Source organism: Rhizobium beringeri, from assembly GCF_004306515.1.
In the GTDB taxonomy this organism is placed as follows: Bacteria; Pseudomonadota; Alphaproteobacteria; order Rhizobiales; family Rhizobiaceae; genus Rhizobium; species Rhizobium beringeri.
In genome coordinates this window covers 4,538,542-4,559,637 of the sequence record NZ_SILG01000001.1, presented here as the reverse complement: position 1 = coordinate 4,559,637, position 21,096 = coordinate 4,538,542, and the positions used below count along the sequence as shown (strand labels likewise).

General features: G+C 61.4%; 16 protein-coding genes. 13 read left to right on the top strand and 3 right to left on the bottom strand.

Going from position 1 to position 21,096, the window contains the following annotated elements; genetic code table 11:
• The first annotated feature begins 92 nt into the window (after positions 1-92).
• The 10 genes from phnL to ELH03_RS22530 all read left to right on the top strand — a co-directional run bounded on the left by phnL (position 93) and on the right by ELH03_RS22530 (position 8,955).
• A complete protein-coding gene (phnL, locus tag ELH03_RS22575; protein ID WP_128405590.1) occupies positions 93-800 on the top strand; it encodes a phosphonate C-P lyase system protein PhnL in 708 nt (235 codons plus the stop codon).
• Complete coding sequence (locus ELH03_RS22570; protein WP_130766656.1) at positions 797-1,414, top strand: DapH/DapD/GlmU-related protein; 618 nt, start codon at positions 797-799, stop codon at positions 1,412-1,414. Before phnL ends, ELH03_RS22570 begins: the two co-directional genes overlap by 4 nt.
• 117 nt (positions 1,415-1,531) lie before the next feature.
• On the top strand, positions 1,532-2,377 hold the full coding sequence (phnC, locus tag ELH03_RS22565) for a phosphonate ABC transporter ATP-binding protein (RefSeq protein ID WP_128405592.1): 846 nt from the start codon (positions 1,532-1,534) through the stop codon (positions 2,375-2,377).
• A gap of 84 nt (positions 2,378-2,461) precedes the next feature.
• On the top strand, positions 2,462-3,367 hold the full coding sequence (gene phnD / locus ELH03_RS22560; protein ID WP_128409928.1) for a phosphonate ABC transporter substrate-binding protein: 906 nt from the start codon (positions 2,462-2,464) through the stop codon (positions 3,365-3,367).
• A 171-nt stretch (positions 3,368-3,538) separates the two neighbouring features.
• Complete coding sequence (gene phnE, locus ELH03_RS22555) at positions 3,539-4,498, top strand: phosphonate ABC transporter, permease protein PhnE (protein ID WP_128405594.1); 960 nt, start codon at positions 3,539-3,541, stop codon at positions 4,496-4,498.
• Positions 4,499-4,505: 7 nt separating this feature from the next.
• Positions 4,506-5,849: a phosphonate ABC transporter, permease protein PhnE gene (phnE, locus tag ELH03_RS22550; RefSeq protein ID WP_128405595.1), complete on the top strand. Its 1,344-nt coding sequence runs from the start codon at positions 4,506-4,508 to the stop codon at positions 5,847-5,849.
• A 140-nt stretch (positions 5,850-5,989) separates the two neighbouring features.
• On the top strand, positions 5,990-6,685 hold the full coding sequence (locus ELH03_RS22545; RefSeq protein WP_128405596.1) for a DUF1045 domain-containing protein: 696 nt from the start codon (positions 5,990-5,992) through the stop codon (positions 6,683-6,685).
• A 13-nt stretch (positions 6,686-6,698) separates the two neighbouring features.
• Positions 6,699-7,838: an alpha-D-ribose 1-methylphosphonate 5-triphosphate diphosphatase gene (locus ELH03_RS22540; RefSeq protein ID WP_028731839.1), complete on the top strand. Its 1,140-nt coding sequence runs from the start codon at positions 6,699-6,701 to the stop codon at positions 7,836-7,838.
• Entirely contained in the window at positions 7,835-8,431 is a 597-nt protein-coding gene (gene phnN, locus ELH03_RS22535; protein WP_128409927.1) for a phosphonate metabolism protein/1,5-bisphosphokinase (PRPP-forming) PhnN, read from the top strand. Before ELH03_RS22540 ends, phnN begins: the two co-directional genes overlap by 4 nt.
• Before the next feature lie 20 nt (positions 8,432-8,451).
• Positions 8,452-8,955, top strand: a complete 504-nt coding sequence (locus tag ELH03_RS22530) for a GrpB family protein (protein WP_128409926.1) — start codon at positions 8,452-8,454, stop codon at positions 8,953-8,955.
• A 34-nt stretch (positions 8,956-8,989) separates the two neighbouring features.
• Here ELH03_RS22530 and ELH03_RS22525 read toward each other — a convergent pair whose 3' ends face one another.
• Complete coding sequence (locus ELH03_RS22525; protein ID WP_128400277.1) at positions 8,990-11,332, bottom strand: DNA translocase FtsK; 2,343 nt, start codon at positions 11,330-11,332, stop codon at positions 8,990-8,992.
• Positions 11,333-11,607: 275 nt separating this feature from the next.
• On the bottom strand, positions 11,608-14,607 hold the full coding sequence (gene polA, locus ELH03_RS22520) for a DNA polymerase I (RefSeq protein WP_128400276.1): 3,000 nt from the start codon (positions 14,605-14,607) through the stop codon (positions 11,608-11,610).
• Positions 14,608-15,152: 545 nt separating this feature from the next.
• Between polA and ELH03_RS22510 the strand changes: the two genes are divergently transcribed.
• A complete protein-coding gene (locus ELH03_RS22510; RefSeq protein ID WP_003544385.1) occupies positions 15,153-15,569 on the top strand; it encodes a MarR family winged helix-turn-helix transcriptional regulator in 417 nt (138 codons plus the stop codon).
• Between the two features lie 111 nt (positions 15,570-15,680).
• Here the strand turns inward: ELH03_RS22510 and ELH03_RS22505 are convergent, their stop codons facing one another.
• Positions 15,681-18,065, bottom strand: coding sequence for a bifunctional diguanylate cyclase/phosphodiesterase (locus ELH03_RS22505; RefSeq protein ID WP_130766655.1), 2,385 nt, complete (start codon positions 18,063-18,065; stop codon positions 15,681-15,683).
• Between the two features lie 216 nt (positions 18,066-18,281).
• Here ELH03_RS22505 and ELH03_RS22500 point away from each other — a divergent pair, with 216 nt between their 5' ends.
• Both ELH03_RS22500 and ELH03_RS22495 read left to right on the top strand, forming a co-directional pair.
• Positions 18,282-19,670, top strand: coding sequence for a M20/M25/M40 family metallo-hydrolase (locus ELH03_RS22500; protein WP_130766654.1), 1,389 nt, complete (start codon positions 18,282-18,284; stop codon positions 19,668-19,670).
• Between the two features lie 402 nt (positions 19,671-20,072).
• Positions 20,073-20,741, top strand: coding sequence for an SH3 domain-containing protein (locus ELH03_RS22495; RefSeq protein WP_128400273.1), 669 nt, complete (start codon positions 20,073-20,075; stop codon positions 20,739-20,741).
• Positions 20,742-21,096: the final 355 nt, after the last annotated feature.

Genomic DNA, 21,096 nt, shown 5'->3' with positions numbered 1-21,096 from the left:
ATTTAAGGGTAAAATTATGTAGCAATTCAAGATGTTACTGCGTCCTTTGCGCGTCTTTACAGACGCGCGGCGAAACCAAGGAAGAAGAAATCATGGCAACGCCCCTCGTCGTTTCCGAAGTTTCGAAGAGCTTCACCATGCATCTGCGCGACGGCATCAAGCTACCCGTCGTCTCCGATGTCGCCTTCTCGGTCGCATCGGGCGAATGCGTCGTGCTCGGTGGCCCATCGGGCATCGGCAAGAGCTCGCTGCTCAAGATGATCTACGGCAATTATGCCGTCGACACCGGCCAGATCCTCATCCGCCACGACGGACGCATCGTCGATCTCGCCTCCACCGATCCGCGCACCGTGCTCAACGTGCGGCGCAATACGCTTGGCTATGTCAGCCAGTTCCTGCGCACCGTGCCGCGCGTCGCGGCGATCGACGTGGTTGCCGAACCGCTGGTGGCACGCGGCGAGGCCACCGTCACGGCGCGGGAAAAGGCGGGCGCCCTGCTTGCCAGGCTCAATCTGCCGGAAACGCTCTGGCAGCTTCCGCCCGCCACCTTCTCCGGCGGCGAGCAGCAACGCGTCAACATCGCGCGGGGCTTCATCACCGAGCACACGATCCTGCTTCTCGACGAACCCACAGCCTCGCTCGATGCCAGGAACCGTGCCGTCGTCGTCGGCATGATCGCGGAAAAGAAGAAGGCGGGGGTGGCCCTTCTCGGTATCTTCCATGACGAAGAAGTGCGCGAAGCCGTCGCCGACCGCATCCTCGACGTCCAGCAATTCTCACCCAGAAAGATCGCTGCATGAGCCGCAAGCTGGGTATCGAGCCCTATTTTCATGAGACGGCATCCGTCAGCGATTCGACCTTCGGGCGCTATACGGAGGTCTCGGAACGCTGCCGCATCAGCGAGGCCACGTTCGGCGACTATTCCTACATCATGCAGGACGGCTCCGTCTGGTGTGCGACGATCGGCAAGTTCGTCAATATCGCCGCCGCCGTACGCATCAATGCCACCAACCATCCGACCTGGCGCGCGACACTGCATCATTTCACCTATCGCGCCGCCGACTATTGGCCGGACGGCGACATGGAGACGGACTTCTTCGCCTGGCGGCGCGCAAACCGCGTGACGATCGGCAACGACGTCTGGATCGGCCACGGGGCGACGATCCTGCCGGGCGTCAGCGTCGGCAACGGCGCGGTGATCGGAGCCGGCGCTGTCGTCTCGAAGGACGTTGCGCCCTATACGATCGTCGGCGGCGTGCCGGCAAAGCTCATTCGCGAGCGCTTTCCAAAGGAGATCGGCGAACGGATGGACAGGCTTTCCTGGTGGGATTGGGAGCATGACCGGCTGCGCCAGGCGCTCGCGGATTTCCGCAACCTGAGCGCGGAAGATTTCCTGTCCCGTTACGGTGGTTAAACCCCCGATATAGGGGCGGAGAATTGTGACAGGACTTACACAAATATGACATGTGAGGTTCATCAAGCGGGACTAATGCGATGCTGACCAAGGCCTGGATCGCAAGGGAAGAGCATGATGTTCGAGCTGAAGAATGTCACACGTCGTTTCGGAAAAAAGCTCGCCGTCGATTCCGTCACGCTCGCCATTCCTCAGGGCCAGATGGTCGGCATCATCGGCCGCTCCGGCGCCGGCAAGTCGACGCTGCTGCGCATGATCAACCGCCTTCAGGAGCCGAGCTCCGGCTCCATTCATTTCGCCGGCGTCGAGGTCTCCGGGCTTCGCGGCCAGGCGTTGCGCAACTGGCAGCGCGACTGCGCGATGATCTTCCAGCAGTTCAACCTGGTGCCGCGCCTCGACGTCCTCACCAATGTCATGCTCGGTCGCCTCAATCATCGCTCGACGCTTATGAGCCTGCTCAACATCTTCACCCGCGAGGAACGCGTGCATGCCATCGCTGCACTCGAACGCCTCGGCATCGAGCAGACGGCGCTGCAGGCAGCCGGCACGCTTTCCGGCGGCCAGCAGCAGCGCGTGGCGATCGCCCGCGCGCTGATGCAGAACCCGAAGATGGTTCTCGCCGACGAGCCGATCGCCTCGCTCGATCCGCTGAACGCCAAGATCGTTATGGATGCGCTGCGCGATATCAACGAGCGTGAGGGCATCACCGTCGTCACCAACCTTCACACGCTCGACACCGCCCGCAACTATTGTGAGCGCATCGTCGGCATGGCCGGCGGCCGCGTCGTCTTCGACGGCAAGCCCTCGGAGCTGACCGCGGAAGCGGTGAAGGAAATCTACGGGACGGACAAGGACGGCGCCGGCATCGACGAAACGGTGACCTCGACATCGATCAATATCGCCCCCGAGCGGGCAGACAATCAATCCGCCGGCACACAGCCGCTGGCGCTGGCCGGCCTCTGAGAGGCGGTCGCGATCGAGCGCCCGCGTCAAGGGCACACTTCTTCGTAACGGGAAGGCCGGGGACACCGGTCAATAGGAGAGAACATGTTGAAGAAAGCACTCTTTGCGGCAACGGCGCTCTTCGCGCTCGCCGGCGCTGCCAATGCTGCAGATCTCAAGGAATTCCGCATCGGCATCCTCGGTGGCGAAAACGAAACCGACCGCCTGCGCAACTATGCCTGCCTTGCCGACCACCTGAAGCAGGAATTCGGCTTCGAGAAGGTTTCGCTCTTCCCGGCCGCCGACTATGACGGCGTGATCCAGGGCCTGCTCGGTGGCACGCTCGACTTCGCCGAACTCGGCGCCTCCGGCTATGCCGCCGTCTACATCAAGGATTCGAAGGCTGTCACGCCGATCCTGACGACGCAGCAGAAGGACGGCTCGACGGGTTATTACTCGATCGGCCTCGCTCTGAAGTCCTCCGGCATCAAGTCCATCAAGGACGCCAAGGGCAAGAAGCTCGGCTACGCCGATCCGGATTCCACCTCCGGCTACCTCGTTCCGCTGACGCAGATCCCGAAGGACACGGGCATGCCGAACGACAAGTTCTTCGCCTCGACCCAGTTCAACGGCGGTCACGAGAACAACCTTCTCGCTGCCTATGACGGCAAGGTCGACATTGCCGTCGACGATAGCTCGGGCATCGGCGACTTCAAGGACGGCTACACCTCCGGTACCTTCCGCAAGGAAGTCGACAAGGGCGCCGTCGATCCGAACAAGCTGGTCGAAGTATGGCGTTCGCCGCTGATCCCGAACGGCCCGCTCGTCGTTCGCAACGCTCTCGGCGAAGAGTGGCAGACGAAGCTTGCAGCCTTCTTCACGGCTCTGCCGGAAAAGGATCACGAGTGCTTCGCCGCTGTCGAAGGCGGCGATTACAAGGGCTACGCACCTGTCAAGCACGACTTCTACAATGCCGTCGTCGACGTCCGTAAAGCTGCCATCGGCGGTTGATCGAGCCGTTTCGAATGGGGGCGGCCGGCAACGGCCGCCCTCTATCTTTTGACTACAGCGCCGCGCGTCTTAGACGCGCAAAGGACGCTGCAGCACTTTGAATTGCTGCATAATTCTATCCTCAAATCGATTCCGATTTGAGGATAGAATTATGCAGTAGGCGAGGCGTTAATGACTATTGCCGATACACAGCCGCACATGCAGAGCGCCAAGGAGATCGGCACCGCCTGGGACCGGATGGTCGCCAAGCGCCGCTTCTATACCATCCTCGGCCTGGTTATCCTCATTGCGGCTTTCGTCAGCTCCGTCCGCTTCGCCGACGAGAGCAATGCCGGCCATTTCTTCGACCGGCTGCCGCATCTCTTCGACTTCCTGAGCTGGCTCATCCCCAAGGATTGGCACGACGTCTGGCGCGCGTTGTTTGATATAGCGAGCGTCAACGACAAGGGCGGCGAGGAATTCAATTTCGACAGGGGCCGCGTCTACGTCTGGGGCGCCTTCTACATTCCCGAATATTTCGAGCTGATGATCGTCACCATCAACGTGGCGCTGATCTCGACGATCATCGCCTTCGTCTTTGCCGTCCCATTGAGCTTCTTTGCCGCGCGCAACCTGACGAATTCATGGCCGTTGCGCATCTTTACCAAGCGGCTGATGGAGTTCCTGCGCGCCTTCCCTGAAATCGTCATTGCCGGGCTGTTTTCGGCGATCCTGTCGATCGGGCCGGTCGCCGCCATCATCGCCATCACCCTGCACACGATCGGCGCGCTCGGCAAACTCTTCTACGAAGTGGCCGAAAATATCGACATGAAGCCTCACGAGGGCATGAAAGCCGTGGGCGCCAACTGGTGGGAGCGCGTGCGCTTTGCCGCTCTGCCGCAAGTGCTGCCGAATTTCACCTCCTATGCGCTGCTGCGCCTTGAGATCAACGTGCGCGCCTCGACCATCATCGGCGCGGTCGGCGGCGGCGGCATCGGCGAGGAGCTGAAGCTCTCGATTTCGCGCGGCTTCGGCGCCAAGACGGTGGCGCTCGTGCTGCTGCTGTTCGTGACGATCGTCGCCGTCGACCAGTTCTCCGCATGGCTGCGCCGCCGCCTTGTCGGCGAGCACGCCTTCCTCCTGCAACATTGAGGCCGCCATGACGGTGATCGACGCAAACCGCATGCACGAGATAGAAACGCGCTATCCGGAATATTTCCACCGGTCGTTCCGTCAGCGTTTCGGCGGGTTGATGATCCTCATCGCGACGCTGCTCTACAGCCTCTATGCCGTCTGGTTCTTCGACCTGCCCAAGCTTTTTGCCGAAGCCCATTGGGAGCGCGTCGGCATCTATCTCAGCCAATGGGTGAGCTACGACGTTCGGCCGGAATTCCGCATCGAGGATGACGGCTCGATCGACATCCGCTATCCGCGCTTCTCGCCGCTCGGCGACAGTCCGCATCCGGACTGGCTGGTCAACAATCCCGACGGCAGCATCACCGTTTCGGTCAGCGGCACCAGCCGCAGCGTCACCGTCTCGAAGAACGAGACGATCGTCACCGCGCATGGCGTCAGCGTCCCGGTGGAAGTTTCGAGCGGTGCGCCGAAAGTCGTCGGACCGGTACCCGGCTGGATGACGGTCTATGATGACAACGTGCTGGCGGATCTCGGCTTTGCCGGCAATGTCAGCATATCAGTCGACCGGGTGAAGATCCGCAAACGTTTCATCGGCTGGGCGAATTTCATCTTCGACACGCAATCATCCTTCTTCGACAAGCCGGTCGGCGAGGTCGTCAGCCTCATCGTCTCCGGTCCGCGCATCAAGCCCGACCAATCCAACCTGTCGCTCGCCTTCGACGATATCTGGAACAACAGCGAATGGCAGCACGGCGACGTCTGGACCAAGCTTTTCCAGACGATCGTCATGGCGTTCCTCGGAACGCTGCTCGGCTCGCTTACCGCCTTTCCGCTCGCCTTCCTGGCAGCGCGCAACATCACGCCGAACCGCCTGCTGAACCAGGTCCTGAAGCGCTTCTTCGATTTCCTGCGCTCGGTCGATATGTTGATCTGGGCGCTGTTCCTGACGCGCGCCTTCGGCCCCGGCCCGCTCGCCGGCAGTGGTGCGATCTTCCTCACCGAGACCGGCACGCTCGGCAAGCTCTATTCCGAAGGCCTCGAGAATATCGACAACAAGCCGCGGGAAGGCATCAAATCAACAGGCGCTCAGACCGTGCTTGTTCATCGTTACGGCATTATGCCGCAGATCGTTCCCGTCTTCGTCAGCCAGACGCTCTACCAATGGGAATCGAACGTGCGCGGCGCGACCATTATCGGCGCCGTCGGCGCCGGCGGCATCGGCCTCAAGCTGTGGGAGGCCATGCGCACCAATGCCAACTGGGAAAACGTCGCCTACATGGTCATTCTGATCCTGATCGTCGTCTTCATTTTCGACACCGCCTCGAACGCGCTGCGCCACCGGCTGATGGGCACGAAAGCCCACTGACCCATCCATCAAAGCAGTGGCGGCGCTGCCGCCATCATCATTCTGTCACGGAAATCTTTTAGCCGGGAGCCTGCTTGCGGTTCGCCGCCAAATCACTGCACAGTGCCCTCCCCGTTTGGACGATCTCCAGGATAAAAGCCTTGCGCTACGCTCTCTATTTCTCGCCGCCGAAGGATGATCCCCTGACCGGCGCGGCCTCGTTCTGGCTCGGCCGCAATGCTTTCACCGACGAGACCTATCCTGCGCCGGAATATGCGCAACTGGGCGCGGCAGAGCAGTTCGAGCTGACCGCCGACCCGCGCCGCTACGGCTTTCACGCCACGATCAAGGCGCCGTTTTCCCTCGCCTCCTCGGTCACCGAGAAAGATCTCATGACCGTTGCCGAGGATTTTGCCCAGCGCACGCAAGCCTTCGAGATTCCTGAGCTCGTGCTCGGCCAGCTCGGCCGTTTTTTTGCCCTCGTTCCCGGTTCACTTCATCAACCTCTTCAGGATTTCGCCGCGAAGGTGGTAAGGTCCTTCGAACCGTTCCGCGCAGCGCTTTCCGAGGCCGATATGGCGCGGCGCAATCCGGAGAAGCTCAGCGACAGCCAACGCGCCCATCTGCAGCGTTGGGGTTATCCTTACGTCATGGAGGATTTCGGCTTTCACATGACGCTGAGCGGCCAAGTGCCCGAGACACGTGCTCAGGTGATGAAAGCGATCCTGACAGAGCGTTTTGCCGATTTCACCGGCCGGCCGCTTTCGATTTCCGGCCTTGCCGTCTTCATCGAGGAGACGCGCGGTGCCCCGTTCAAAGTTCATTCCTGGCTGCCGCTTGCCGGCGCCAAAAGCTGAAAGACCTGACGACATGAGCAAAGAGACCGTGTTTTCCAACGCCCGCATTGTTCTCGAGGATGACATCCTCTCCGGCTCGATCCTCATCCGCGACGGGAAGATTGCCGACATCTCCGAGGGTAACTCGGTAGCCGGCGAAGATTTCGAAGGCGACTACGTCATTCCAGGCCTTGTCGAGCTGCACACCGATCATCTCGAAGGCCATTATCAGCCGCGTCCCGGCATTCGCTGGAACAAGACCGCCGCGGTCCAGGCGCATGACGCCCAGATCGTCACATCGGGCATCACCACGGTGTTCGACTGCCTGCGCATGGGTGCGGACGAGGACGGCGGATTCGAACATGGCGAGATGCGTGAGATGGCCGATGCCATCCAGTCGGCGGAGAAGGAAGGCAGGCTGCGCGCCGAGCACCTCATCCACCTGCGCTGCGAGGTCTCGGCCGACAATGTGCTCGAACATTTCGCCGATTTCGAAAACGACCGGCATGTGCGGCTCGTCTCGCTGATGGATCATGCGCCCGGCCAGCGTCAGTTCCAGACGATGGACCAATATATTTTCTACTACCAGAAGAAGCGGGGACTAAGCGACGAGGCCTTCGCGCGTTTTGTCGCCAAGCGCCAGGCAGAATCGGCGCGCAATTCGACGCCGCACCGCAATGCCATCGCCAAGGTTTGCGCCGAGCGCGGCATCACCGTGGCAAGCCATGACGACGCGACGCTCTCGCATGTCGACGAGGCGATCGACAACGGTGTGCGCCTGGCCGAGTTCCCGACCAGCTTCGATGCCGCCCGGGCATCACACGAGCACGGCATGAGCGTGCTGATGGGCGCGCCGAACATCGTGCGTGGCAAGTCGCATTCCGGCAATATCGCCGCCCGCGACCTTGCCGAGATGGGCGTGCTCGACGTGCTTTCCTCCGACTACGTGCCGCTCAGCCTGCTGCATGCGCCCTTCATCCTCGCCGACGAGGTAGAGAGCATCAGCCTGCCGAAGGCGATCGCCATGGTGACGTCGACGCCCGCCCGCACCGTCAGCCTCGACGATCGCGGCCGGATCGCAACCGGGCTGCGCGCCGATCTTGTCCGCGTCCACCGCTCACATGGCGTGCCGGTGACGCGCTCCGTCTGGCGCCAGGGACGCCGTGTCGCATGATGCCGCACGAACCCCACGCAGGAGCCGGAGCCGAGCGCGGCATCATGGTCGTTGTCGTCGGCCCGAGCGGTGCTGGCAAGGACACATTGATGAACCTCGCCGCCCGGCGTTTTGCCGGCCGTGAGAACGTGCATTTCGTCCGCCGCGTCATCACCCGCCATCGTGACGCCGGCGGCGAAGATCATCTTTCCGTCTCCCTCGAAGGGTTTGCCGCCATGGAGCAATCGGGCTCCTTCGCCGTCTGGTGGGAAGCGCACGGCCTGAGATACGGTATTCCGGCCGAGGTCTCGGTGGCGCTGTCGAGAGGCCATGTCGTCGTCGCCAACGGCTCGCGCTCGGCACTTCATCGCTTTCAGGCCGCCTTCCCGCGGCTGAAGGTCATCAACGTCACCGCTCGCCCCGAAGTGCTCGCCGGCCGGCTGGAGGCACGCGGACGCGAGACGCACGAAGATATTATGGCACGGCTCGCCCGCGGACCGCTGACGGTGCGTGGCGAATATGACGTGGTGGAGCTCGACAATAGCGGCTCGCTCGAAGAGGCCGAGCAGAAGATGATCGAGATCCTCGACGGATTGCTGACCAAGGCGCACTGACCAGGATCGAGGGAAACGGCATGCGCGCCATCAAAGTGGTCGACTACGATCCTTCCTGGCCACTGCTGTTTGCCGAGATCAGCACCGAGATCTCGATCCTGCTCGGTGACCGCTTGCTTTCCATCGATCATATCGGCAGCACATCAGTGCCTGGACTGGCGGCCAAGCCGAAGATCGACCTTGATGCCGTGATGATATCCGACGAGCTCCTGCCGACGGCGATCGAGGTGGTGCGCGCTGCTGATTTCGTCTTCCACGGCGATACTGGAGAGCAACGATGGGCTTTCACCCGCGATCATCAAGCTTATGGCTTCAAGCTCTATCTTTGCGGACCCAATAATCGCGCGCATCGGGACCGCATTCTGTTTCGCGACTATCTCAGGGTTCACCCCGAGAGAGCCAAGGCCTATGCCGAGCTGAAACGCCGGCTGGCTGCGGAGGCAGGCGGCGATTGGGATTTTTACACCGACGGAAAGACCGCTTTTGTTAGCGAGACGGTTCGGCTGGCTGCCTTGAGGACATGAAATGGAGTGCGTGTGCACTCCATTTCATTGCCGATTAATCGCTATCGCCCCGTCCCGAGACGATCTCGCGCTTGCCGACATGGTTGGCCGGGCCGACAAGACCTTCCTTTTCCATGCGTTCAACCAATGAGGCGGCACGGTTGTAGCCGATGCCGAGGCGGCGCTGGATGTAGGACGTCGAGCACTTCTTGTCGCGCATGACGACCTTGACCGCCTGCTCGTAGAGTTCGTTGCCATCTTCCGAGGCCATGGTGCTCTTGTCGAAGACGGCGCCGGCTTCTTCCTCTTCCGTCTCTTCCTCCTCGTCGGCGGTGACGGTGTCGAGATATTCCGGGCGGCCCTGGGTTTTCAGATGGGCGACAACCTTTTCCACTTCGACATCCGAAACGAAAGGGCCGTGGACGCGGGAAATCCGCCCGCCACCCTGCATGTGCAGCATATCTCCCTGACCGAGCAACTGCTCGGCGCCCTGTTCGCCGAGAATGGTGCGGCTGTCGATCTTCGAAGTCACCTGGAAGGAGATGCGGGTCGGGAAGTTTGCCTTGATCGTGCCGGTGATGACGTCGACCGACGGACGCTGTGTCGCCATGATCAGATGGATGCCGGCGGCGCGGGCCATCTGGGCGAGGCGCTGGATTGCCCCTTCGATGTCCTTGCCGGCGACCATCATCAGGTCGGCCATCTCGTCGACGATGACGACGATATAGGGCATCGGCGTCAGGTCCAGCGCCTGGCTTTCCTCGATCGGAACACCGGTGCCCTTGTCGAAACCGACCTGGACCATGACGTGGATGGTCTCGCCCTTTTCACGGGCCTGTGCCATGCGGTCGTTATAGCCATCGATATTGCGCACGCCGAGGCGCGACATCTTGCGATAGCGCTCCTCCATTTCGCGCACGGCCCATTTCAGCGCCATTACCGCCTTCTTCGGATCGGTGACGACGGGCGTCAGCAGATGCGGGATGCCGTCATAGACGGAGAGCTCAAGCATCTTCGGGTCGACCATGATCAGGCGGCACTGCTCCGGCGTCATGCGGTAGAGCAGCGACAGGATCATCGTGTTGATGGCGACCGACTTGCCGGAACCGGTGGTGCCGGCGACGAGCAGATGCGGCATCTTGGCGAGCTCGGCAATGACGGGCTCGCCGCCGATGGTCTTGCCGAGGCCGAGCGCCAGCTTGTAACCGCTCTTCTCGAAATCCTGGCTTTCGATCATCTCGCGGAAATAGACGGTTTCACGTGTCACATTCGGCAACTCGATGCCGATGACGTTGCGGCCGGGGACGACGGCAACACGGGCCGAAAGTGCCGACATCGAGCGGGCGATATCATCGGCAAGGCCGATGACGCGCGACGATTTCACGCCTGGCGCCGGCTCGAATTCATAGAGGGTGACGACAGGACCGGGACGGACATGGATGATTTCGCCCTTGATGCCGAAATCTTCCAGCACGCTTTCCAGAAGCCCGGCATTTTGCTCCAGCGTCTCTTGCGACATGATCTCGCCGAGGCGTTCCGGCGGTTCCTGCAGCAGGGCACGCGGCGGGAACTCATAGCCGGACGCGTCGATCCTTTCGGGCCTCGCGGCCAGGCGCGGCGACGGCAGAACCGCGGCGACAGGCGGCGTGCGCTGCGGCGCCGGCGCGGCCTGAGGGGCTGATGCAATTTGAGGGGCTGGCGCGACCTGAGGGGTTGGCGCCGCCTGAGGTGCGGGCATGACCGGTGCCTCGACAACGATGCGCCTGGGCCTTTCCAGGGACGGGGCGGCCGGAGGGCGCACGGCGACCTTTGCGGAGATCGCAGCGGGCTGCGGGACCGGGCGGGAGGTGACCGGAGCAGGGGCCGGCCGGCCGGGGCGCCATTCCATGATCCGGAACAGCGACGTGATCGACTCGGGCGAGGTCTCGGTCTTCGGGAACGATATCAAGGCGGGCGGGCGAATCGGCGCCTCTTCGAAGGCCATGACTTCCCAGAAGGCGAAATCTGAAATGGAGGAAAGCTCGGCGGTGGCGCGGAAGGCCGGTGCGATGGTCTCGTCAGCGAGTGGTGACTGCTGCAGTTCGACCCTGTCCGGTGCTGCGGAAATTTCTTCCGGCTCGGGCAGATAGATATCGAATGGCACGTCGACGGCAACCGGCTCTATCCGTATCGCCTGCTGTCCAATCTCCGAATCATCGCGAACGGGCTCATTCGGCGCGCGCCGCTTGCTGATCAGCGTTTCCGGCGTACGGGTGAAACGGACATTCGGCGCGAGGGAAAAGTTGCTCTGCCAGATGGGTGCCGCCGGCTTCTCCCCTGGGTTTTCCGCCGGAAGGTCCGTTTCAATCTCGCTGGAAAAATCTCCGGCATCCGTCAAATTGGTTCTGGGAAAACGCATGCGTCCGCTACTCACTCATGCTTTGCAAATTACGACCCTACCGGGATAGAAAAGGAAGGTTAATAAGTTCCTTCCTGCCGTATCGTTCCGATACGATCCCTTGGGATAAATCGCTGCACTTTCAATGAGTTCTGGCAGTGAGAAAAATCTTTGCCAATTTTGGGGAGGCGCTCTAAAGCGCGTCGCAATCTTTTAGATTCGCTCCTCGCGCCTTAGGCTTTATTTCCACGCATGTCGTTGTTGCAAAACCGCTGCACAGTTTTGTGCGACATGCGTTAGTGCGCCTCGTCCCAATTGGTGGCGGCGCGGGCATCGACCCTCAGCGGCACGCGCATTTCCAGCGCCGGCATGGTGGCGTTTTCCATGACAGAGACGATGACCGGCATCGCCTTTTCGACATCCTCGTCCTCGACCTCGAAGATGAGTTCGTCATGCACCTGCAGCAGCATGCGGACGCGATCGGCAAGGCCGACTTCAACAAGCGCCGGCTCTATCTTGATCATCGCCCGGCGGATGACGTCGGCAGCCGAACCCTGGATCGGCGCATTGATCGCCGCACGCTCGTTGAAAGCACGCACGGATGGATTGGACGAGCGGATTTCGGGATAGTTGATGCGGCGACCGAAGATCGTTTCGACATAACCCTTGTCGCGCGCCATGGCCTTTCGGCTTTCCATATAGTCGCGGATGCCGGGGAAACGCTCGAAATACTTCTTGATGTAGTCGCCGGCTTCCGAACGCTCGATCGAAAGCTGATTGGCGAGGCCGAAGGCCGAGATGCCATAGATGATGCCGAAATTGATCGCCTTGGCGCGGCGGCGCACCTCGCCCGGCATGCCTTCCACCGGCACGCCGAACATTTCCGACGCCGTCATGGCGTGGATGTCGACGCCATCTTCGAAAGCCTTGGTCAGTTGCGGGATCTCGGCCACATGGGCAAGCACGCGCAGTTCGATCTGGCTGTAGTCGGCAGAGATCAGCTTGTGGCCAGGCGTCGAGATGAAGGCGGTGCGGATCTTGCGGCCTTCTGCGGTGCGCACCGGAATGTTCTGCAGGTTCGGCTCGGAGGAGGACAGGCGCCCCGTGGTCGTCGATGCAAGCGAATAGGAGGTGTGGACCCGCTTGGTCTCCGGATGGACATAGCCGGGGAGCGCGTCGGTATAGGTGGATTTCAGCTTGGTGAGCTGGCGCCAGTCGACGATCTTGCGCGGCAGCTCCAAACCGGCAGCGGCCAGATCCTCGAGCACCTGCGCGGAGGTGGACCATTGCCCCGTTTTCGTCTTGCTGCCGCCGGCAAGGCCCATCTTGCCGAACAGAATATCGCCCAGCTGCTTCGGCGAGCCTATATTGAAGCGCTCCCCGGCCAGCACGTAGATCTCGTCCTCGAGCCTTGCTGCACCCTGGGCCAGCTCGCCGGAGAGGCGCGACAGGATCTGCCGGTCGACGGTGATGCCGCGCGCTTCCATGCGCGCCAGTACGGGCAATAGCGGCCGCTCCAGCCGTTCATAGACGCTGGTCAGCCCTGCCGCCGCCAGCCGTGGCTTCAGCACCAGCCAGAGGCGCAGCGTGACGTCGGCATCTTCGGCGGCATAGTGGGTGGCGCGGTCGATGTCGACCAGATCGAAGGTGACATTCGCCTTGCCGCTGCCCGCCACGTCCTTATAGGGGATCGGTGTATGGCCGAGGAATTTTTCCGAGAGCGGATCCATGCCATGCGCGCCGGTGCCGGCGTCGAGCACGTAGGAGATCAGCATCGTATCGTCGAAACTCTTCGTCTCGATGCCGTAGCGCTTCATCAGCAGGTAGTCGTATTTCAGGTTCTGAGCGACCTTGAGAACCGCTTCGTCCTCCAGCAATGCCTTCAGCCGCGGCAGAGCATCGCGCATCGGGATCTGGTTTTCGGCAAGGCCGCCGCCGAGCAGATCGCCGACGCCGTTCTTGTGGACGAGCGGCACATAGGCGGCGCGGATCTTCGTGCCGGTGGGATCGGCCGTATTGTCGGCGATCGCCAGCGAAAAGCCGACAAGTTCGGCCTGCATCGCATCCAGCGACGTGGTCTCGGTATCGAAAGCAACGAGGCCGGTATGGCGCGCATCGGCAATCCATCGGTCGAGCGTCGCTAGGTCGCGGATCGTGACATAGGCCGAATGATCGAAGGGCAGCGTCGCAAAGGCCTCGGCCCGCGCCTTGGCAAGATCGGCGGGCGAAAAGGCGCCCTCGACGGCGCTCTTCGCCTTCGCGCGCGGCGGCACCGGCACGGATTCGCCCGAGACCTCGGGGATGCCGCCGGCAACAGGCGCGGGCTCCGCCGCATCGAGATCCGGGCCGCGGGCCGTCTCACCCCATTCGATGCGGACGGTCGCCGGTTCGATGGCACTCGCATCGCAATCGCAGGCTTCGGCGACGCGGCGCGTCAGCGTGGTAAATTCCATCGTTTTGAGGAAGCCGATCAGCTTCGGGCCGTTCTGCGGTTCCAGCACCAGCGCGTCGAGATCGAGATCGAGCGGCACATCGGTGCGCAGCCGCACGAGGTCGCGCGAGAGCCTGGCCATGTCGATATTGGCGAGGATCGTCTCGCGGCGTTTGACCTGCTTGATCTCGGTGGCGCGTTCGAGCAGCGTGTCGAGATCGCCGTATTCCTCAAGCAGCTGGGCGGCGGTTTTCGGGCCGATGCCCGGAATGCCAGGAACGTTGTCGACGGAATCACCGGTCATTGCCTGCAGGTCGATCATCTTTTCCGGCGGCACGCCCCATTTCTCGATGACATCGGGAATACCGATCTGCTTGTCCTTCATGCTGTCATACATATGGACATTGGGGCTGACGAGCTGCATCAGATCCTTGTCGGAGGAGACGATGGTGACATCGGCGCCGGTCGCTTCGGCCTGGCGAGCATAGGTGGCGATGATGTCATCGGCCTCGAAGCCTTCGGTCTCGATGCAGGGCAGATTGAAGGCGCGGGTCGCCTCGCGGATAAGTCCGAATTGCGGGATGAGCTCTTCCGGCGGGGCGGAGCGGTTCGCCTTGTAGGCGTCGTAGAGTTCTTTGCGAAACGTCTTGGCGGAATAATCGAAGATGACGGCAAGATGCGTCGGCGTCACACCGACATCGGTATTGCGCGCATCCCTTAGCAGCTTCCACAGCATGTTGCAGAAACCGGAAACGGCGCCGATCGGCAGGCCGTCGGTCTTGCGGGTCAGCGGCGGCAATGCATGAAACGCCCGGAAGATGAATCCGGAACCATCGACTAGGAAGAGGTGATCGCCTTTTTTCATGCGTGCATGGATAGCGCGGGCATCGGACGAGGTCCATATGGAGTTCGGCATAAAGTTCGGCGCGCGAAAATGATTATGGCGTTCGGAGCGTCACCCAGCGCCGCGCGTCTTTTCGGACGCGCAAAGGACGCTGAGCACTTGGCGTTGCTGCATAATTTTATCCTTCAACCGATTCCGATCCCGGGAATCCTGCAGCCGGGATTCCGGCTCACCAAAGTGTTACCGATTTGTAACGATGGCCCTCCCTTGAAAAACCACATTCTGAGCCACAAATCCATGTCACCGGCGCTTGATCGCGCCGCGGGTCTGATTACCGGCTTGTCCCCCGCCGCGTCAGGCTTGGACAAAGGCCTTATCCCCCTCTCCGGGCCTTTGTCCCCACTTTAAAGTCGCCATGGCCAACCTCCAGGCCATGGCGACTTTTGTTTTTTCCAGGCACTCGCAATTATCATCACGGCTTGCATGTTTAGGAGCATCGTATGCGATTTGCTGCATTGTCTCCGGCATGGTTTTGAGCCTAACTTGCAATCATGGGATTTAACCGCATGGATTCGGGAGCCTACCTTGCCAGCCAGTTGGCGAAGGGTTTTGCCCGCTCGCTGCACCAGCGCGCGGTCGGGCTCGGTTTTTCTCCGGGCCAGTTCCCCATTCTGCTGGAACTCTGGGCCGAGGACGGGCTGACCCAGAAACAGCTTCTCGAGCGGGTCGATATCGAGCAGGCGACCATGGCCAATACGCTTTCGCGTATGGTCCGCGACGGGCTGATCGAGCGCCGGCCGCATCCGTCCGACAAGCGGGCGCAACTGCTCTTCCTGACGCCGAGGGCGCGCGCCATGGAGGCCGAGGCGATCGAGACGGCGCGGGAGGCCGACCTTGCGCTGTTCAAAGGTTTTCGGGTTTTCGAGCGCGAGCTGACGCTTGAATATATCCGCCGGCTTCTGGAAAACGCCAAGGCGCTCTGACCACTGCATAATTCCTTAAATCGGAATCGAATTAAGGATAAAATTATGCAGCAGTCCAAAAGTGTTACAGCGTCCCTTGCGCGTCTGAAAAAGACGCGCGGCGCTGTAAGATCACTCGCCGGCACGCTGTGCGCGTCGCAATGAGGACAGGCCGGTTCCGATCTGCGCGGTCAGGACGTTTTCGTGGACGGCAAGCTTGATGCTCGGCTCGATATCCGGCTTGCCGAGTAAAAGGCCCTGCACTTGCGCGCAGCCTTCCTCGACGACGATCCGGCGCTGCATCTCGGTTTCCACGCCCTCCGTCACGACAGGCATGCCGAGGCTATGACCAAGGCCGATGATGGCGCGCACGATCGAGCGCGCCGCCGCATCATGTTCCAGCACGCCGGTGAAACTGCGGTCGACCTTGATCTTGTCGAAAGGGAATGAACGCAGGTTGGAAAGCGAGGAAAAACCGGTGCCGAAATCATCCATGACGATGTGCACGCCGAGCTTGTGCAGCCGCAGCAGCGTCGTCATCACCCGGTCGCGATCGCGAATGAGGGCCGCCTCGGTGATCTCGAGCTCCAGCCGGCTGGGCGCAAGCCCAGTTTCGGCGAGGATCGCCTCGATCCGCTCGCAGAGGTTCGGTAGCATGAATTGCACCGGCGAGAGATTGACGGCGATCATCAACGGCAGCGGCCAGCGCACAGCCTCCCTGCAGGCCTGCTGCAACACCCATTCGCCGAGTTGGACGATCGAGCCGCTTTCCTCGGCGATCGGGATGAAGATATCGGGCTCGGTCAAGCCGTGACCTGGCCGGTTCCAGCGCATCAGGGCCTCGTAGCCGCCGATCTCGCCGCTCAGCGCATCGAGGATCGGCTGATAGCTGACATGGATCTGGTCGCGGATGATCGCATGGCGCAGTTCGCTTTCGATCAGGCGGCGGTTCCGTGCCGCCTTATCCATTTCCGCGTCGAAGAAACAGACCTTGCCGCGACCGTTATGCTTGACGCGGTAGAGTGCAGTATCGGCATTGTTGCAGAGTTCTTCGGCAGCAGCGCCATCCGCGGGATAGAGTGCGATGCCGACGCTGACGCCGATGGCGGTCGGGTCACGCGCCGTGTCCATCTCGGCGGCGAATTCGTCGAGGATCGCCGCCGCAAGCTTTTGCGCCGCCGCCGGCTGCTGCCCGGCGGGCTGAATGATGGCGAATTCATCACCGCCGAGGCGGGCGACCGTATCGCTCTCATCGGCCACGCGGCGCAGGATCGAGGCGACCTTGCGGAGAATGCGGTCGCCTTCGGCATGACCGAAGATATCGTTGACGGCCTTGAAGCGATCGAGGTCGAGATAGAAGAGGGCAACTTCGCTGTTCTTTCGTTCGGCCATCTGCAGCGCCTGCCGGATGCGGGTATCGAACAGCGACCTGTTCGGCAGATCGGTGAGTACGTCGTGGTGGGCGAGATGCTCGATCATCTCCTCGGCCTGCCTGCGCTCGGTGAGATCACGCACCGCCAGCACCTCGCAATTGTGCCCGCGATAGACGATCCTGCTCGCGGTCACTTCGACGGCGATCTCCCTGCCGTTCCTGGTGTTGAGCAGCGTCTCGCTGGGTCCGTTCTGCCCCGTCCCCTGAATAGCGGTCAAAACAGCCGAGGGCGCCTTGCCGGCAAGACCGGCAAGCTTCCAGCCGGAAAGCCCCTGGAAGCGTTCATTGGCATCGATGATCCGGCCTTCCCGCAGGATCAGCAGCCCTTCCTGCGAGGCATTCGCGAGCCCCCTCAGATCCGTCAGGTGGCTTTCGATAAAGACCACCGCGAGCGCAATCAGAATGAGCGCCGTCGCCGCCACCACGACGATCGCAGCGAGCAGGCTGGCGTCGAGCACCGTTGCCGGAACCTCTTTGCCGGGATCCGGCACGAGCGTGATGCTCGCCATCGAGATGAAATGGAGAGCGCAGATCGCGAGGACGAAAGTGATTGACGAGGCGAGGAGCCGCCTCAGTCCCTTCATTTGGAAAAAGGCGTGGAAGGCGGCGCTCGACAACAGCGCTCCTGCGAGAACCGCACTCAGCGTCATCAAGGGGTCATAAAGGATGGCCGCCTGCGTTTCGATCGCCTGCATGCCAGTCAAGTGCATGGAGGCGATGCCGAGCGCCATCAGGACGCCGCCGAGGATGCCAGAAAATCTGCCGCGGCTTTCCGAAGCGACGAGGATCGCCGCCCACGAGCCGACAACCGACAGGAGGAAAGAAAGCGTCGTCAGGCCCAGTTGGTAGCCGATCGGCATGCCGCCGTCATAGGCCAGCATCGCGATGAAGTGCGTTGCCCATACGCCGGTGCCGAAAGCAAAAGCCGAGGCGCCGATCCAGAGCTTGCGCCGCCCGGCATCGCATTCCTGGGCGCGGGAAAGCAGCAGCATAGCCGCGATAGCGCCGACCAGGCAGACCGCGGCGGCCGCAAGCACCAGCCGCCAATCGTGGTTGTCCCGAACACATGCTATGACCGAAAACATCTGCCCCTCCCACAGGTGAATTCGATCAGGTTATTTAGGTTATGCTAAATAACGGTAAATTGAATTAGAATTGCCTTCTATAATTATCCAGCAAATCCTCCTGATATTAGTCTATGCCCCGCCGGTCTTTCGCATCGCCGATTTTTTGTTTTTCCGCCTCGCCTGCCTTTCTGGTTTGGTCTATCGTCCGGCCGAATTTCAAAAAGGGAGTCGAAAATGACCGATATCAATCAGGTGCTTGCGCGCGCGGACCAGAACCTTCCATCGAGCCTCGAAAAGCTGTTCGAGCTTCTGCGCATCCAGTCGATATCCACCGATCCCGCCTACAAAGCCGAATGCCGAAAGGCTGCGGAATGGCTCGTCGCCTATCTCGGGACGCTCGGCTTTACGGGCTCAGTGCGCGATACGCCAGGCCATCCGATGGTCGTCGCCCATCATGCCGGCGCGTCCGCCGATGCGCCGCATGTTCTCTTCTACGGCCATTACGACGTTCAGCCGGTCGACCCAATCGAACTCTGGGAAAACGACCCGTTCGAGCCATCGATCAAGGATGTCGGCGAGGGCCGCAAGATCCTGACCGGCCGTGGCACTTCCGACGACAAGGGCCAGTTGATGACCTTCGTCGAGGCTTGCCGCGCCTATAAGGAGATCAACGGCGCGCTTCCCTGCCGCATCACCATTCTCTTCGAGGGCGAGGAGGAATCCGGCTCGCCGTCCTTGAAGCCCTTCCTGGAAGCCAATGCCGCCGAGCTCAAGGCCGATTATGCGCTCGTCTGCGATACTGGCATGTGGGACCGCGACACGCCGGCGATCGCCGCAGCGCTGCGCGGCCTGGTCGGCGAGGAAGTGATCGTGACGGCCGCCGACCGCGACCTGCATTCCGGTCTCTTCGGCGGTGCGGCGGCCAATCCGATCCACATTCTCGTCGAGGCTCTTGCCGGCCTGCATGACGAGACGGGCCGCATCACGCTTGACGGCTTCTATGACGGTGTCCAGGAGACGCCTGACAACATCAAGGCGTCCTGGGAGACGCTCGGCAAGACCGCGGAGAGCTTCCTCGGCGAAGTCGGCCTTTCCATTCCATCCGGCGAAAAGGGCCGTTCGGTGCTGGAACTCACCTGGGCCCGGCCGACCGCCGAAATCAACGGCATCTGGGGCGGATATACCGGCGAAGGCTTCAAGACGGTGATCGCTGCCAAGGCTTCGGCCAAGGTTTCGTTCCGGCTTGTCGGCACGCAGGATCCGGCCGCCATCCGCGAGGCTTTCCGCAGCTATATCAGCGCGAAGATTCCCGCCGATTGCTCGGTGGAGTTCCATCCGCATGGCGGTTCGCCGGCAATCCATCTCTCCTATGATTCGCCTGTTCTGACCAAGGCGAAGAATGCGCTTTCCGACGAGTGGCCGAAACCCGCCATCGTCATCGGCATGGGCGGGTCGATCCCGATCGTTGGGGATTTCCAGAAGATGCTCGGCATGGAATCGCTGCTCGTCGGCTTTGGCCTCAGCGATGATCGCATCCACTCGCCGAACGAGAAATACGAGCTTATCTCCTACCACAAGGGCATCCGCTCCTGGGTGCGGATTCTGCTGGCGCTCGCTGCCTGAAGGAAAAGGCGCACCTTCCATCAAGATGCGCCACGCAAAATCGCGACAAACAAAAAGGCCGGTTCGACCCGGCCTTTCGTTATCCGCTCATCTCAGTGCCAGTTCATCCGTGGTCAAGGAGCAAGCGGGTATTGCAGTGAGACTGCCGCCGAAAGGTTAACGAATCGTTAACAGTGCCCACCCTTGCCGGAAGCACCACTCGCGGCTCCAAGGGCGCTGACAGACATTTCACCGTTCAAGCTGCGTTCATCGCGAGCGACATATAAGCCATTGAAAGATAAGATGAATGATAACGCCCTAAACACCTGCGGGCGATCGCTCTATCTTTTCTTTCAGTGGCATATGCCAAGGAAACGCGGCCAAGCGCTGCCTGAAAAAACGTGCCAACAAGGACTGAGAAGCGTGAAAAATCTCTTTGTTAAAATCGCAGCGGTCGGCCTGCTCATGCTGGCGCCTGCCATAGCGCAGGCTGCCGAGGGCTACTCGACCGCGAACGTCAACATGCGTGCGGGTCCGAGCACCCGTTATCCCGCCGTCGCGGTCATCCCGGCCGGTTCTTCCGTCGAGATCCGCGGATGCCTTTCCGACGTCAACTGGTGCGACGTGGAATTCTACGGCGGCCGCGGCTGGGTATCCGGCCAGTATGTGCAGGCCCTCTACCAGCAGCGCCGCGTCTATGTCGGCCCGCAATATTACCGTCCGCTCGGCATTCCGATGATTCGCTTCAGCGTCGACAATTATTGGGACCGCTATTACCGCAACCGCGATTTCTATCGCGACCGTGACCGCTGGAGCCGCGGCCCGGATTACTACTACCGCGATCGCGACAATCGGGATCGCGACCGCGATCGGGATAACCGGGATCGCGACCGGAACTGGCGCGAGCGGGATGGCGACCGAGATGGGCGCAACCGCGATCGTGACTGGCGCGACGACAATCAAAGGAACGATCGGCAAAGGGACGATCGGCAAAGAGGTGAACGGCAGAGGGACGACCGGAGAGGCGATGATCGCAGGCCGGACCGCAGGAATTTTGATTGCCGCCCCGGCGATCCCTCCTGCGACGAATGAAACAGAAAGGGGACGGCAGCGCCGTCCTCTTCCGCGGCTTGAAGCCAAGGGAAACACCCAAGAAAAAGCCCGGCGCTCCCATGAGGGATGCACCGGGCCTGATGTCGATCGGCGCGTGTTGAGGGGAGACGGCCGATCATGCGCGGGACGTGAGGGGTTGTCCCGCTTCTCCTTAAACAATCGCGACGCCTATTGGTTCCGCCTCCTGCATTAATTCCTTAAATCGGAATCGAATTTAAGGATAAAATATGCAGCAGTTCAAAGTGTTACAGCGTCCTTTGCGCTTCTCGAAAAGACGCGCGGCGCGATAATCTAGGTCGTATCGCACCTGATTCACACCACGCACTTCGGGCCC